Source organism: Vibrio sp. 2096, assembly GCF_033339595.1.
Classification (GTDB): Bacteria; Pseudomonadota; Gammaproteobacteria; order Enterobacterales; family Vibrionaceae; genus Vibrio; species Vibrio alginolyticus.
In genome coordinates, this window is record NZ_JAWOUX010000002.1 from 645,397 (window position 1) to 661,440 (window position 16,044).

The 16,044-nt window shown below is 45.9% G+C and carries 13 protein-coding genes; 12 read left to right on the forward strand and 1 reads right to left on the reverse strand.

The features are described from left to right. Positions 1-36: 36 nt before the first annotated feature. The 3 genes from R7Q41_RS06175 (at position 37) to R7Q41_RS06185 (ending at position 5,326) form a co-directional block, all read left to right on the forward strand. Positions 37-1,488: a sigma-54-dependent transcriptional regulator gene (locus R7Q41_RS06175; protein WP_017820677.1), complete on the forward strand. Its 1,452-nt coding sequence runs from the start codon at positions 37-39 to the stop codon at positions 1,486-1,488. Next, positions 1,478-3,517, forward strand: coding sequence for a cache domain-containing protein (locus R7Q41_RS06180; RefSeq protein WP_005377562.1), 2,040 nt, complete (start codon positions 1,478-1,480; stop codon positions 3,515-3,517). The genes R7Q41_RS06175 and R7Q41_RS06180 overlap by 11 nt, the downstream gene beginning before the upstream one ends. Before the next feature lie 216 nt (positions 3,518-3,733). Further along, entirely contained in the window at positions 3,734-5,326 is a 1,593-nt protein-coding gene (locus tag R7Q41_RS06185; protein ID WP_222716689.1) for an ABC-F family ATPase, read from the forward strand. A 240-nt stretch (positions 5,327-5,566) separates the two neighbouring features. Here R7Q41_RS06185 and R7Q41_RS06190 read toward each other — a convergent pair whose 3' ends face one another. Beyond that, positions 5,567-6,391, reverse strand: a complete 825-nt coding sequence (locus tag R7Q41_RS06190; RefSeq protein WP_005377552.1) for a formate dehydrogenase accessory sulfurtransferase FdhD — start codon at positions 6,389-6,391, stop codon at positions 5,567-5,569. Between the two features lie 323 nt (positions 6,392-6,714). Between R7Q41_RS06190 and R7Q41_RS06195 the strand changes: the two genes are divergently transcribed. The 9 genes from R7Q41_RS06195 (at position 6,715) to R7Q41_RS06235 (ending at position 15,631) form a co-directional block, all read left to right on the forward strand. After that, positions 6,715-7,179: a DUF3305 domain-containing protein gene (locus R7Q41_RS06195; RefSeq protein WP_005389514.1), complete on the forward strand. Its 465-nt coding sequence runs from the start codon at positions 6,715-6,717 to the stop codon at positions 7,177-7,179. Continuing rightward, the gene (locus R7Q41_RS06200; protein ID WP_318144419.1) at positions 7,169-7,798 is read left to right on the forward strand and encodes a DUF3306 domain-containing protein; all 630 of its coding nucleotides are present in this window, start codon (positions 7,169-7,171) and stop codon (positions 7,796-7,798) included. The genes R7Q41_RS06195 and R7Q41_RS06200 overlap by 11 nt, the downstream gene beginning before the upstream one ends. Positions 7,799-8,106: 308 nt before the next feature. Continuing rightward, a complete protein-coding gene (locus R7Q41_RS06205) occupies positions 8,107-9,768 on the forward strand; it encodes a 4Fe-4S dicluster domain-containing protein (RefSeq protein WP_017634908.1) in 1,662 nt (553 codons plus the stop codon). Between the two features lie 9 nt (positions 9,769-9,777). Continuing rightward, positions 9,778-10,404: a molecular chaperone gene (locus tag R7Q41_RS06210; protein ID WP_017820684.1), complete on the forward strand. Its 627-nt coding sequence runs from the start codon at positions 9,778-9,780 to the stop codon at positions 10,402-10,404. Between the two features lie 73 nt (positions 10,405-10,477). Then, positions 10,478-10,678, forward strand: coding sequence for a twin-arginine translocation signal domain-containing protein (locus R7Q41_RS06215; RefSeq protein ID WP_005377542.1), 201 nt, complete (start codon positions 10,478-10,480; stop codon positions 10,676-10,678). Between the two features lie 10 nt (positions 10,679-10,688). Next, positions 10,689-13,544 carry a formate dehydrogenase subunit alpha gene (locus R7Q41_RS06220; RefSeq protein WP_005377539.1) on the forward strand — a complete coding sequence of 952 codons (2,856 nt, stop codon included), beginning with the start codon at positions 10,689-10,691 and terminating at the stop codon, positions 13,542-13,544. Between the two features lie 11 nt (positions 13,545-13,555). Beyond that, entirely contained in the window at positions 13,556-14,164 is a 609-nt protein-coding gene (fdh3B, locus tag R7Q41_RS06225; RefSeq protein WP_005377536.1) for a formate dehydrogenase FDH3 subunit beta, read from the forward strand. Positions 14,165-14,178: 14 nt separating this feature from the next. Continuing rightward, entirely contained in the window at positions 14,179-15,231 is a 1,053-nt protein-coding gene (locus R7Q41_RS06230) for a formate dehydrogenase subunit gamma (protein WP_086046761.1), read from the forward strand. Next, positions 15,215-15,631 carry a membrane protein gene (locus R7Q41_RS06235; protein WP_005377532.1) on the forward strand — a complete coding sequence of 139 codons (417 nt, stop codon included), beginning with the start codon at positions 15,215-15,217 and terminating at the stop codon, positions 15,629-15,631. The genes R7Q41_RS06230 and R7Q41_RS06235 overlap by 17 nt, the downstream gene beginning before the upstream one ends. Positions 15,632-16,044 lie beyond the last annotated feature (413 nt).

Genomic DNA, 16,044 nt, shown 5'->3' on the forward strand with positions numbered 1-16,044 from the left:
TACACTCTGTCCCATCGAAATCCATCTGGGGTAAATATGTCTACTCAATCCCATCTTAGTACAAACCAACAATATAGCGCCTTTTCCGTACTGGTCGTCGATGATGAATTAGGCATGCAAGCCATCTTGAAAAAGGCATTGGGTAAGCTTTTTTCACATGTCGATACAGCTGGTAGCATCGAAGAAGCAGAACAACTGCGTAATTCTCGACATTATGATCTGATCTTACTGGATATTAATCTGCCAGGGCGTTCTGGAATTGAGTGGGAAGAAGCGTTTGAAGATGATGACAAACGTGCCGATGTGATTTTTATGACGGGTTATGCGGATTTAGAAATTGCCATTCGAGCGCTACAGCTCGGTGCTTCCGACTTTATCCTCAAACCATTCAACCTTGAGCAGATGTTAAAAGCGGTCAGTCGCTGTATGGATCGCCGTTTGAACGAACGCATGCAGTACGCCATGACACGCGATTACCAACGTCACAATACCTCAGAGATCATCGGCGGCTCAGAAAAAACGCGTCTGCTTAAGCAACTTATTAACCAATTTGCACCATCACGTGCTTCTGTTTTGGTGGAAGGTGAGTCGGGTACGGGTAAAGAGCTAGTTGCACGAGGTATCCACCAGGCGAGTGGGCGAACGGGCCCGTTTGTGCCAATCAACTGCGGTGCGATTGCACCAGAGCTTTTAGAAAGTGAGTTATTTGGTCATACATCGGGCGCGTTTACCGGTGCAAAAAAATCGCGTGAAGGTTTGTTCCGTGTTGCGAACGGTGGCACCTTATTTCTTGACGAAATCGGGGAGATGCCACTTGCAATGCAGGCATCATTATTACGTGTGTTAGAGCAGCGTACGATTCGCCCTGTCGGTTCAGAAAGAGAGATCAGTATTGATGTCCGTATTGTTGCCGCCACCAACCGTAATCTGCAAGAAGAGGTCAATCAAGGTAATTTCCGCAGTGACCTCTATTACCGTTTAAACGTTCTGAAAATTGAAGTGTGTCCGCTGCGAGAGCGCAAAACCGACTTATTTGAGTTGGTGCCATTTTTCAGCAACATGCTGACGCGCGAGCTCGGTATGCCTGCGCCCAAATGGGCTCACGAGGATATGGAAGCCATGAGTGAGTACGATTGGCCGGGAAACATTCGTGAGCTCAAAAACTTGATTGAGCGTTGTATCTTGCTTGGCAAACCACCTGCACACTATTGGCGAGAGCTGAATGGCGGGCATTCACTGCCTAATGTATCGATTACTGTTTCTCACTCTGCTGAGTTACCAACCTTTAGAGAAGGCAAAGAATTTACTGGCGAAGGCTATCCAAACAGCTGGACGTTAAAAGAAGTCGAGAAAGCACATATTAAACAAGTCGTTAACTTGCACGAAGGCAACAAATCAGCCGCTGCTCGCGACTTGGGCGTAGCTCGCAAGACCTTAGAACGTAAATACAAAGAATGGGATTCTGAGGATGAGGAATATGCCGACTAACGGCCCACAGCACAAAGGATTGTCAAAATGGACGCACCGTTTTAAAACCATGGTGCGTTATCGTTTGTTATTCTTAACCTCTGCGCCGATTTTCCTCACGTTGTTAGCTCTGATCGGCATTACCATTTATTGGTCTATTCATTACACGTGGCAAAATGCGCTGCTTGATGTCTCGGAGCGTCTTGGTGTTGCAAATAACAGCGTAACGTTGTTACAGCAAAAGCAAGCCAATTACGTGCGGGCGTTTGCCGATTCGTACGATTTCCGTATTCGCATTAATCAAGGAACGCCACAAGGTGACCTGCAAAAGTGGGTCACAGAGCAGAAGAAAAGATATGCTTTAGATTTTCTCTCTTTCCAACGCGTTAATTCCATGGAAAACAAATTCCGCTTTATGGATCTCACCAAGCGCGAATCGTTTTTTGATGTACTCAATAAAGAAGAACTCGAACGCCTCGATCCTGAACTCGCCAAACGAGCAGAAGTGCCTATTCTTGCTGATGGTGACAGGGAGGCGCGTGGGTTAGTCAGTCGAACCGTGATTCCGGTATACAGCCAAGCGAACGATTTGATCGGCTTTCTTGATGGTGGTTTGCTCCTTAACAACAGTACAGTGTTGGTGGATCAAATCCGCGATCTCATTTACTTAAGTGATAATGACCGCCTTCGCCCTGTGGGTACGTTGACGGTATTTCTCGATGATTTGCGTGTGAGCACCAACGTTCCTTTAGACAGCGATCATAGGCTAGGGCGCGCCATAGGCACTCGCGTGAGTGCAGAAGTGTATAACCAAGTACTTTCGAAGGGTGAACAGTGGGTTGATCGCGCTTATGTGTATGACGCTTGGTATATTACGGCGTATCAACCAATCAAAGACCAATACGACAATGTTATTGGTATGCTTTATACGGGTTACCTCATGTGGCCATTCGTTAAAGCCTACATGACGAACATTGCCGAAATCAGCTTGATTACGGTTATGTTATTGCTGGTTTCCGGCGTGATGGTATATCGCGGTTCTTATGATCTGTTTCGACCGATCGAACGCATTCATAAAGTGGTGAAGCAGGTCCAACAAGGTAAAGAAAAACGGATTGGCCCGTTAGGATTAGATGCCGATCATGAACTTGCGCAGTTAGCCAGACAGTTTGATGATATGTTAGACGCGCTAGAAGAGCGCAAAATTGAATTGAAAAACTCCGCAGCTCAACTTGAATGCAAAGTTCAAGAGCGTACGGCAAGCCTGAGAGAAAAAACCCAAGATCTTGAGCTGCATATTCAATTGCTTAACCAAACTCGCGACAAACTCGTTGTTCATGAAAAACTGGCAGCATTGGGAGAACTCACCGCGGGGATTGCTCACGAAATTAATAACCCAACCGCCGTGATTCTTGGCAACGTAGAATTGATCCATTTTGAATTGGGTGACGATGCAAGTCGAGTACAAGAGGAGATTGATGCGATTCACGCGCAAATTGATCGTATCCGCAATATCACGCGCAGTTTATTGCAATACAGTCGCCAAGGCGGTGTTCAAGATGAAATCACTTGGCAACATGTCAATCCTATCATTGATGAAAGCATCACCTTGGTTAAAACTGGCACCAAGAAACGCGACGTTGAGTTTGTGACTGACCTACAAGCGCATACGTCCGTTGAGATAAACCGTCACCACTTGCTACAAATCTTAGTTAATTTGCAAATGAACGCCATTCACGCAATGAGCGGTAAAGGAACTTTAACAGTAGTCAGTGAAGACTGGATTGAAGAGGGCGAAGTGAAAGGAGCCGCGATTCATGTTATCGATGAGGGCTGCGGTATTAAACCAGAAAACTTGAGTCGAATCTTCTCGCCATTTTACACAACTAAACGAGAAGGCACAGGGTTAGGGCTATCGGTCTCCCAAAGTATTCTCAGCCAAACGGGTGGTGAGTTAAAAGCAGAGTCTGAATGGGGAAAAGGCAGTAAATTCAGTATTTATTTACCTAAAAAAGCCGAACTGATCCTAGAGGTGACGAACATCGCTTAGTCACTTTTTTGAAGTATTAATGGAAAAAGAGCCACTGACGATAGTGGCTCTTTTTTGTATTTAATGACGCATTTATGTTTACGCTTTTGCTTCTTAGAAACCTTACAATGATTTCACTTGGAGTGAATTAATAAAAACAACACTTGCAGTATGTAGCATGAACAAGTACCGTTGCCCGGTTTTTCTAAATACACCCCAATTGCTAAGGTAAAGGTTTTGATCTCCACAGCGAATATTACTCAACAATTCGGCGCTAAGCCGCTATTCGAAAACATTTCAGTTAAGTTCGGCGAAGGCAATCGCTATGGCTTAATTGGAGCTAACGGTTGTGGTAAATCAACCTTTATGAAGATCCTCAGCGGCGAGCTTGAGCAAACCAGTGGTAACGTAAGCTACGATCCAAACGAGCGCGTTGCAAAACTGAACCAGGACCAGTTCGCTTACGAAGAATTTACGGTAATCGATACCGTTATCATGGGTCATAAAGAGCTATGGGAAGTGAAGAAAGAGCGTGACCGCATCTACTCACTTGCTGAGATGAGCGAAGAAGACGGCATGAAAGTGGCTGACTTAGAAGTTCAGTTTGCTGAAATGGACGGCTACATGGCAGAAGCCAAAGCGGGCGAGCTTCTTCTTGCTGTAGGTATCCCAATGGAGCAACACTTCGGTCTAATGAGTGAAGTAGCACCAGGTTGGAAACTTCGTGTGCTTCTAGCGCAGGTTCTATTCGCAGACCCAGATGTGATGCTTCTTGACGAACCTACCAACAACTTGGACATGGACACTATCCGTTGGTTGGAAGACACGCTAAACGCACGTAACTGCACAATGATCATCATCTCGCACGACCGTCACTTCCTAAACTCAGTATGTACGCACATGGCTGATTTGGATTACGGTGAGCTACGTGTTTACCCAGGTAACTACGATGAGTACATGACTGCGGCTTCTCAAGCTCGCGAACGTCTACTAAACGACAACGCGAAGAAGAAAGCACAAATCGCTGAGCTACAAACGTTCGTTGCTCGTTTCTCTGCAAACGCATCGAAAGCAAAACAAGCGACATCTCGTGCTAAGCAAATCGACAAGATCAAACTGGATGAAGTTAAAGCGTCTAGCCGTCAAAACCCATTCATTCGTTTCGAACAGTCGAAAGAGCTGTTCCGTAACGCTCTGATTGTTGAAAACCTAAGCCAAGGATTCGAAGAGGACTTGTTCTCAGACTTCAATGCAATTTTTGAAGTGGGTGAGCGCGTTGCGATCATCGGTGAGAACGGTGTGGGTAAAACAACACTTCTAAACACGCTTGCTGGTGTGCTTGAACCGCGTGCGGGTGAGTACAAATGGTCTGAAAACTCAAACATCGGTTACTACTCGCAAGACCACGCGCATGACTTTGCAGAAGACATGAACCTAACGGATTGGATGGGTCAATGGCGTCAAGAAGGTGATGACGAGCAAGTCGTTCGTGGTTTCCTAGGTCGTATGCTGTTTGGCCAAGACGACATTAAGAAGTCAGTAAAAGTACTGTCTGGTGGTGAACAAGGTCGTATGCTGCTTGGCAAGCTGATGATGCACAAGCCAAACATGTTGCTAATGGACGAACCAACCAACCACATGGATATGGAATCGATCGAATCTTTGAACACTGCGCTTGAGCAATACAAAGGCACGTTGTTCTTCGTATCTCACGACCGTGTATTCGTAGACTCACTAGCAACGCGTATTATCGAAATCCGCGATGGTAAAATCACAGACTTTAAAGGCACTTACTCTGAGTTCCTAAAATCTCGTGGTGTTGACGCGTAATTACTCGCAAAGCGTTTAAAAAGCAAAAGCCTCGCTATTTAGCGAGGCTTTTTTGATATTTGGCCTTAATCCTTAAACTGACCGGTTATATACGCATAGAGCCCGACTACGCCAAAGGTAATAATCATAGAAAGCATGATACCGCTGGGCGTAAGCAGAAAATTCCACAATTGGTCATTATTCATAGTCCACATCCTCTGTGAATCCGCATTATTGGTTTTAGTTTACACTGAAAAGGTGTTATTGGTTGCCTTTTACATCAAATTCAACCTTGTCGGCTCCTGTAAAAACTTGGAAGCGCAAACCTTTCGCACGCGCAATGGTCGTAATACCAAATTGCTTCGCTAGATCTAACCCCATTTGAGTAACGCCAGAGCGAGAAAGCAGAACAGGAATGCCCATTTGAGCCACTTTAATCACCATCTCTGATGTAAGGCGACCAGTTGTGTAGAAAATTTTATCTTCACCTGTTTCTTCTTTGAGCCACATCTCACCTGCAAGTGTATCCACTGCGTTGTGACGGCCGACATCTTCCACAAATGACAACACTTCATTACCTTTGCAAACCGCACAGCCGTGTACTGCGCCCGCTTTTTTGTAGGTGTCGTTGTAATGAGTTAACGCTTCCAGCGCAGAATAAATCTCTGACTGCTTAAGAGAAACTTGAGGCACTTGATAATTTTCAAGCTGCTTCATCACGTTGCCATACATAGTGCCTTGGCCACAACCTGAGGTGACGGTTTTCTTTTTCAGGGCGCCTTCTAAGTGTTCAGTGTTTTCTTTAGTAATCACCGCTGCGGAATGCGTTTCCCAGTCAATAATAACGGATTCAATCGCGGCTGGATCGGACAGGAAGCTTTGGTTTTTTAAATAACCCAGTACTAGTGCTTCTGGACGCGAACCTAGCGTCATGAGCGTGACCACTTCTTTCCAGTTCAGCATGACCGTAAGAGGACGCTCGCACGCGATTTGCTTTGTCAGTTTTTCGCCGTACTCGTCGTACACATCGACTTCAATGGTTTGCAGGGGATTTTCACTGGTTTTAATAATGTTTGGTTTCAGCACAGTCGTGTCCTAGTGATTAAGAGCGTTAGGTTGCTACGCATTTTAGCTTTTTAAGTGGCTAGCAAATCTCATTCCAAAATAGCGGTTCCCACAGAAATTGCGAGGTTTTATGTCAACAATGCATTAAAACTGCGAGTTCGCAGTAATGACACATCAATACATTTGAGTTTCGTCTAGTTTGGTACTTATAGCCTGAGGGAGTATATAGACTAAGTTATATCAGCTTGGCGCGTTTATTGCTTCGAAGACAATAAAAATGGTCGAAAACGGGGGCAAAATGTCCTGTGTGTTTTCAGACCAAAAATAGAAAGACTGGGTGAGTTATGTCGGATAAGAAAGATTTCGAAAAAAATTACGAAAAGACTGAGGATACATGGCCAATCGGCGTAGAGCTTGTTGAGCATGAGATCAGTACAGGGATTTGGGTGACAACCCAATGGCAGTTGACAGGATTTGCGCTGAATCCGACGGAAGAGACTCCAGATGTTTGTCTGTTGCAATTACATAAAGACGAGCGTACAGACTACCGTTTTAACTTAAGCTCTCAGCAACCTAAACTCTTTTTAGTGATGGATAACGTCGAGTCTGGTGAAAAACCAGCGATACAGCTACTGACGGCCTCACAATCTGTTGCGGCGCAATATATGGATGGTGATAACCTTGTACTATCTAACGATATGCCGTTAGCCGTTCAGGCTTGGATGGAAGCCTTTATTGGTCGTCACGGTGAGTTGTTAGAAGTAAGACGCAAGAAACGCAAAGGAGCAGGCAGAGCAAATGGCAACTAGTTTTTTAAGCCGTTGGTCGAAACGTAAACTAGAAGAATCTTCCCAACATGATGAAGAGATTACGCCGATAGCAGAGACGGAGCAATCCGAAGATAATGTCACAGCGCTTTCAAACGCTGACGAAAGCTCAGATGCTTTGAACATCGATGAGGATAGTCAGGCTCCAGACATTACCGCGAGTGTAGAGACTGAAAAAACCGAAGAAATGTCTGTGGCGCAACTGCTGGTTTCTGAAGCTTCAGAAAGCGTTAAGAAAGCCGCGCTGCGCAAAATGTTCTTGTCCGAAGAATTTAACGTGCGTGACGGCCTAGACGATTACGATGATGATTACAGTAACTTAAAGTCACTTTCTCAAGACGTCGCTGAGACGCTGCGTGATTGGGTTAAAGACAAAGTGGAAGACGAACCAGACGCTGAAACTGCGCAAGGGTCTGAGCTTAACGCTAACGATATCGCATCTAAGGTAGTTGAAGACGCAGAGTCAAACACCGACAAAAGTGGCCAAATTACTCAAGATGAAAATAAACTGTATATAAATACAGTTCCTGGCGAAGGTGATACTTTTGCTGAAGAATCACAGCCTAACGAGGTGAGACAAAATATACCACACAAAGAATAGGTACATTTTGACTAAACACTCAATGAGCCGGCTGAGACAAAATGTCTCAACCGGTTTTTTTATCCCTACTATTTGCCAGTAAAATTGATAACCTATTGATTTTTAGTTGATATTTTATTGGCATGACGCTTGCTATCTGTTGCTCAATACCAATCTGGTTGAAGTTAGTACGGACGCACTGCGTAGTATTCATCGCCTATAGATGGCGGAATAAGAATGCTCATTGATAAGTTAATCAGCAGAATCTCCGGCGCTAACTACACTAAGAGATGGAAAAGACTATCCATGTTCATAAATGGAATTGAGCAATGCTGAAACAATTATTAGAACAAGCAACTTCCAATAACGGTAAAGCGAGGCTGTACGCTTTCGAAAATACCGTAGAGTTGACCAATCTTATTCCACCAACCGTAAGCTATGAAAGCGGCGGTAATACTTTGATTGTGGGCCCAACAGCAATCATCGAAAGTGCGGCAGCGCAATTGTCGCAAATGAACAGCCTAACGCTGCTTTCTACCGATGGCGAAAAGGGCACAAATCCCGAGCTTTATTACGCCAATTCGGTTCAGGTTTCAGGGTTCTTAGGTACGTTTGAAGTTCTGATTGAAAATCATGGTTCGACCAACAATCTTGCCAAGGTCGCGATCAATAGCGATTGTTTCGATATCGTACTCGATCTTTGCCTTAACAGCTGCATGTCGGAAGAAGTCCCAGTACCGGGCTACTACCCAGTAGGTCGTGGCTATCCGAAACTGGCTGAAGCGTTGGAAGAGATTCCAACCTTAATGGGGACGTTCGATAAACCGAAATTTTTCCGTTTAGATACCGATTTATGTGCACACAGCTCTCGTGGCGTAAAAGGTTGCGAACGGTGTGTGGATGCTTGTCCGGCAGGGGCACTATCGAGTGAAGGCAGCGACAAAACGGGCCATCGCATCGAGATCAACCCATACCTATGTCAAGGCGTGGGTACTTGTGCTACAGCGTGTCCGACAGAAGCGATTCATTACGCACTGCCAAACCCTGAAGATACGCAAAAGTTTATTGAACGTACGCTCGCCAACTATGAGCAAGCGGGTGGTTTAGATCCTATCGTATTGATTTGCAGTTCTCGCCACGAGAGCTACAACGTGATGGCACTAAAAGCACTGCCAGATAATGTGATTCCAATTGTGGTGGAAGAACTGCCTTCGGTTGGTATTGATACTTGGTTCGCCGCGCTTGTGAATGGTGCTACTCAGGTGCTGTTTGCGGCTTCACGTTTTATGCCTCAAACCATTATTCGTGTGCTTAATAGCGAAGTAGGTATTGCTCAAGAGCTGCTCGGTCAGCTTGGTATCGCCAAAGAAACCATCGACATTCTGTATCTAGAGTCACTACGTGAAGGTGCTCCGACACTTTGTACCGAGTCTTTTGATTTGGCATTAGGAGACTTGCAAGGCAACAAACGTCAGCGTCTATTTACGGCGTTGGATGCGTTGTCCGCATCACGTATTCCAGTTGAGAACATTGTTGAACTTCCAGCGAACGCACCTTACGGCACAGTCTCTTGTGAAAGTAAAGGTTGTACGTTGTGTATGAGCTGTGTGGCGGTGTGTCCAACACGTGCATTGCATACGGACGGTCGATCTCCGTCGCTTAAATTCGTCGAGCAAGACTGCATTCAATGTGGGCTGTGCGAGAAAGCGTGTCCAGAGAAAGTGCTGACGCTTACTCCTCGTATGAACTGGGTGAAAGAAGAACGCCAGAAAGCGGTTGTGATTCATGAAGAAAAGGCAGCCGAGTGCATTCGTTGTCACAAGCCCTTTGCTCCGCAATCGATGATCGACATGCTACAAAATAAGTTACGCGGTCACTCTCATTTCTCTGATGAAGCGGCGATCAATCGTATCGCGATGTGTGAAGACTGCCGTGTGATCGACATGTTTGAGTCGATGGCAGAAGACCCAATGAAACAATTAAAATACTAGGAGCTCGCAGTGGACACACAACAAGAACAAACACTGAGAACAGACATTTATCTCGTTCTATCTGCACTTTTTCGTAGTGCGCCTAGTGATGAAATGCTGGCGTTCCTGAAATCGCTAGAAATTGAACCGTCTGAGAGCGCGATGCAAAAAGCTTGGCTCGCACTGCAACAAGCCGCGAACGAAGCGCAGCGAGAAGCGTTAGAAGAAGAATATCAAGATCTGTTTATTGGCATTGGACGTGGTGAAGTTGTGCCATTCGGATCTTGGCATCGCACTGGCTCGATGATGGAAAAACCGTTAGCGGAAATTCGTCGCGATTTGGATCTTTTAGGCATCGAACGAGAAGAGAACGTGAAAGAGCCTGAAGACCATATTTCTGCACTGTGCGAAGTGATGGCAATGCTGACAGGTGAAGAGGAAGAACTTCAACAAGCGGTGTTTAACAAACACATTGCTCCTTGGTTCCAATCTTTTACGCGCCAACTAGAGAGCGCCGAAAGCGTGAACTTCTACAAGCCAGCTGCACAGCTTTGCGATGCATTTTTAACGTTAGAGCAAGTCCGCTTTAGCGTGAACACCAAAAGCAGTAAGAACAAATTAAAAATTGATGTGAAAAACGTCACTGATTACGAGTAATCGAGCAGTACTTGGTCATATCGATAGAGAGGCATGAGTCTCCAAAGATCTACCGTAAGGTAAGGAAGCAATGATGAAAGATAATAAAGAAATAAACACAAGCCGTAGGGATCTCCTAAAAGGCTTCACAACCGCTGCCGTTGCCGGTGCTGTTGTTGCGGGAACCACGAAAGTGGCCGTTGCTTCAGAAACGGTTGAGCCTTCTGAAAACGACGTGAAGAAGAAAGGGTATCGTGAAACTCAACACATTCGCGATTACTACGACACACTTTAGGAGATAACGGATGAAACTTGTCAAACGCTCCGACAGTGTGAGCAAAGAAACGAACCAGCTTGGCGTATCTCGTCGTGCATTCATGAAAAACACTTCGCTTGCCGCTGGTGGCGCAGTGGTTGGTGCTAGTCTATTCGCACCGGGAATGATGAAAAAAGCGCAAGCAAAATCAGTCGATCCAGAAGCGAAAACAGAAGTAAAACGTACTATCTGTTCTCACTGTTCAGTGGGTTGTGGTATTTACGCAGAAGTTCAAAATGGTGTTTGGACGGGTCAAGAGCCTGCATTCGACCACCCATTTAACGCCGGTGGTCACTGTGCAAAAGGTGCAGCACTGCGTGAACATGGCCACGGTGAGCGCCGTCTTAAATACCCAATGAAGCTTGAAAACGGTAAGTGGAAAAAGCTTTCTTGGGATCAAGCGATCGAAGAAATCGGTAACAAGGTGATGGACATCCGTAAAGAGTCCGGCCCTGATTCGGTTTACTTCTTGGGAAGCGCAAAGCACAGCAACGAACAAGCGTATTTGTTCCGAAAAATGGCATCACTTTGGGGTACGAACAACGTTGACCACCAAGCGCGTATTTGTCACTCAACAACCGTGGCGGGTGTAGCGAATACTTGGGGTTACGGTGCGATGACCAACTCTTTCAATGACATGCACAACTGTAAGTCGATGCTATTCATTGGTTCAAACCCAGCTGAAGCACACCCAGTAGCGATGCAGCACATTCTGATCGCAAAAGAGAAGAACAACTGTAAGATCGTCGTAGCGGATCCTCGTCGTACACGTACGGCAGCAAAATCGGATCACTATGTCTCACTTCGTCCTGGTTCTGACGTAGCATTCATTTGGGGTGTGTTGTGGCACATCTTCGAAAACCAATGGGAAGATAAAGAGTTCATCCGTCAACGTGTATTCGGTATGGATGAGATCCGTGCTGAAGTGGCGAAATGGACGCCAGCAGAAGTTGAGCGCGTAACAGGCGTAAGCGAAGAAGACGTTTACCAAACAGCAAAACTGCTTTCTGAAAATCGCCCGGGCTGTATTGTTTGGTGTATGGGTGGTACTCAGCATACTACTGGTAACAACAACACACGTGCTTACTGTGTGCTTGAGCTAGCGCTTGGAAACATTGGTAAATCAGGCGGCGGTGCAAACATCTTCCGTGGTCACGATAACGTACAAGGCGCAACCGACCTTGGCGTGCTCTCTGACACGCTACCGGGCTACTACGGCCTTTCTGAAGGCGCTTGGCGTCATTGGTCAAAAGTGTGGGAAATCGATTACGAATGGATCAAAGGTCGTTTCGATGACAACGCTTATAGCGGTCAGAAACCAATGCACAGTGCAGGTATTCCTGTATCTCGTTGGGTTGATGGTGTACTGGAAAACAAAGACAACATTCGTCAACGCGAAAACATCCGTGCAATGTTCTACTGGGGACACGCAGTGAACTCTCAAACACGTGGTGTTGAGATGAAAAAAGCGATGCAGAAGTTGGACATGATGGTGATTGTGGACCCATACCCAACGGTTGCTGCGGTAATGAACGACCGTACCGACGGCGTTTACCTGCTTCCTGCAACAACACAGTTTGAAACACACGGCAGCGTTACCGCATCTAACCGCTCTCTACAATGGCGTGATCAGGTGATTGAACCTTTGTTTGAATCAAAACCAGACCACGAAATCATGTACCTGCTTTCGAAGAAACTGGGCTATTCCGATCTTCTGTTCAAAAACATCCGTGTTGAAAACAACCAGCCGGTGATTGAAGACCTAACGCGTGAATTCAACAAAGGCATGTGGACGATTGGTTACACAGGCCAAAGCCCAGAGCGTTTGAAAGCGCACCAACAAAACTGGCATACGTTCCACAAAACCACATTGGAAGCGGAAGGTGGCCCTGTCAACGGTGAAACCTACGGTCTACCTTGGCCATGTTGGGGTACACCAGAAATGAAACACCCAGGCACGCACATTCTGTACGATACGTCTAAGACGGTTGCAGAAGGTGGCGGTAACTTCCGTACGCGCTTTGGTGTGGAATTTGAAGGCAAGAGCCTACTTGCTGAAGACAGTTACTCGAAAGGCTGTGAGATCAAAGACGGTTACCCAGAGTTCACTGACAAGTTATTGAAACAACTTGGTTGGTGGGACGATCTAACTGCTGAAGAGAAAGTGGCAGCAGAGGGTAAAAACTGGAAGACTGACCTTTCTGGCGGTATTCAGCGTGTCGCGATAAAGCACGGTTGTATTCCATTTGGTAACGCGAAAGCGCGTGCGATTGTTTGGACGTTCCCAGACCGTGTGCCACTGCATCGTGAACCACTTTACACACCACGTCGTGACCTTGTAACGGATTACCCGACTTGGGAAGACAAAGATGCCATCTTCCGTGTACCTACGTTGTATAAATCCATTCAAGAACAAGACAAATCGGGCGAGTACCCAATCGTTCTGACTTCTGGCCGTCTGGTTGAATACGAAGGTGGTGGTGAAGAGACGCGTTCAAACCCTTGGCTTGCCGAGCTTCAACAAGAAATGTTTGTTGAAGTGAACCCGAAAGACGCGAACGATCTTGGCTTCAGAGATGGTGATGATGTTTGGGTTGAAGGTGCAGAGAAGGGACGAATCAAGGTGAAAGCGATGGTAACACGTCGTGTGAAACCTGGTTTGGCGTTCATTCCGTTCCACTTTGGCGGTAAGTTCGAAGGTGAAGACCTACGTCCTAAATACCCAGAAGGTACACAGCCTTACGTTGTTGGCGAATCGGCTAACACGGCAACCACTTACGGTTACGACCCGGTTACCTTGATGCAGGAAACCAAAGTAACTCTATGTAACATTCGTAAAGCGTAAGGAGTCTGACAATGGCACGAATGAAATTTCTATGTGACACCAAGCGCTGTATCGAGTGTAACGGCTGTGTTACTGCATGTAAGAACGAAAACGACGATGCGCTTGAATGGGGCATTCAACGTCGTCGCGTGGTAACACTAAACGACGGTGAAGCTGGTGAAAACTCTATCTCTGTTGCTTGTATGCACTGTACCGATGCACCTTGTATGGCAGTTTGTCCAGCAGACTGTTTCGAACATACCGAAGACGGCATCGTTCTTCACAATAAAGATCTGTGTATCGGTTGTGGTTACTGTTTGTTTGCTTGTCCGTTTGGCGCACCTCAATTTCCTAAACAAGAAGCGTTTGGTGAACGTGGCAAAATGGATAAATGTACTTTCTGCGCGGGCGGCCCAGAAACAGAGCCTGGCTCTGAGGAAGAACGCCAAAAGTACGGTGCGAACCGTATCGCAGAAGGCAAGTTACCGATGTGTGCATCGCTTTGTTCAACCAAAGCGCTGCTTGCGGGTGACGCAGAGAAAGTCTCTGACATTTTCCGTCAACGTGTGGTAGAACGCGGCGCGAAAAACGCAGGTTGGACAGACGGAAACGATCTTTCTTACGATGCGACGAAAAGCTAAGTAAGGAGAGGCACATGTTAAACACGCTTAAACGTGCATCTCTAGCAATGTTGTCAATGATGACGGCATTGCTGCTGACTTTTGCAATGCCTGCTTCAGCAGAGGGACAATCTTCTAAAGTTATTCAACAGGAGATCACGCAACTCGCCGGGGCAGACTATTGGCGCGAAGTCAGAGAGGGGCAAGAAGGCTACACCACGTCTCAATCGCCAGAACATGGCGTATTGATCAGTAAACCTGGTGAGACTTGGTACATTCTAAAAGAAAAATGGATGTCTCCTGCTGGTGCTGTCGCGATTTTCGGCAGTATTGCAATGGTAATCATGGCTTACGTATTCGTTGGTCCTTTGATGCTTAGCAAGCCGCGTACTGGTAAAAAAATGAAGCGTTGGTCTCGTTTAGACCGCGCGCTTCACTGGAGTATGGCGTTTACATTCTTAACGCTGGCATTCAGTGGTTTGATGCTGGTTTACGGTAAGCACTTCTTAAAACCGTACGTTCCTACTGAGTTCTGGGGCTTTATCGTCATGTTGGCGAAGCAGTACCACAATTACATGGGACCATTGTTCTTCATTTTACTGATGCTCGTGCTCTTTAAATGGTGGCGCAAGTCGATTCCAAACATGACAGATGTTCGTTGGTTTATGAAAATGGGCGGCATGGTTGGTAAACACAAAGGCACACATCCGTCAGCTGGTTTCTCAAACGGTGGTGAGAAGGCAATTTATTGGTTGTTAATCTTCTTTGGTGCTATCGCGGCAGTGAGTGGCTTAGTTCTGGACTTTCCTATCTTTGGCCAAACTCGCCGTGACATGGAGCTTTCTAACTTAGTTCATGCGATTTCGGCGCTGATTCTAATCTGTGGCTTTATCTTCCACATCTATATTGGTCTATTCGGTATGGAAGGTGCGCTAGAAGGCATGGTGACAGGTGAAGTTGATGAAACATGGGCGAAAGAGCATCACGATCTTTGGTATGAGGAAGTGAAGTCCAAAGAAGCGATGGGTGAAACAGATACGGCACAAACGGAAGTAAAAGGAGCGAAAGCGAATGAACAAACCTCATAACGGGATTTGGGTTGCGTACATCCTGAGCTGTCTGACCCCGTTTACGTTTCTGATCTCAGGCGTTATCGCAATTATCTATGCGGGTTACCGATTAGATAAGGGAGAAGACAGCGACGTAGTGATTTCTCATTACTACGGTTTAATTCGCACCTTCTTTCTCTACCTGACGTTTTTTGTTGTGTTGATCGTCACCGTCGCGACTTCTAACGGTGTACTCGTTGGCGTGAGTGATTATTGGTTGCATAGTACTTTGCTTGAAACCATCGCTTACTTTATTCCTTGGGTAGGGATGGTGTTTGCTGCATTAGCCATCTTGGTGTGGTTTATGCGAATGTTTCAAGGGATGCAGCAACTGCTCAATAACCAACCACACAGACCATCGACAGGTCCAAACCTTTAATCAGTATTCTTTAAGCAAAACCGCCGTAATAGGCGGTTTTTTTGTTGCTGTTTTGTCTCAAATATGAAGCGTTGAGTCGCAGTGGTGATACTTGATGCAACTTATTGAGTGAATTTACGTAACTGGGCAGAAAATCATAGTTAAGTAAGAAACATGTAAAAAAATCGCGTCACGATGAGACATTAGTCTCACTCACGCTATTGTTCATTTACTCAGGATTCATCGTCCCGTTAAAGTACGCTGCGCTCAGAAATTCAAAGAGTTGCATACGTGAAAATTGCCATCAATACATTCAGTCTACGCATACAGAGGAATCTCTATCGGAGGATGTTTGATTAAGGCATCTTGCTCTCACAAATAAAAAGAGCGAAACGAGCATTAAATGATGCGGCAAGGTAAGAAAAGGACAAACA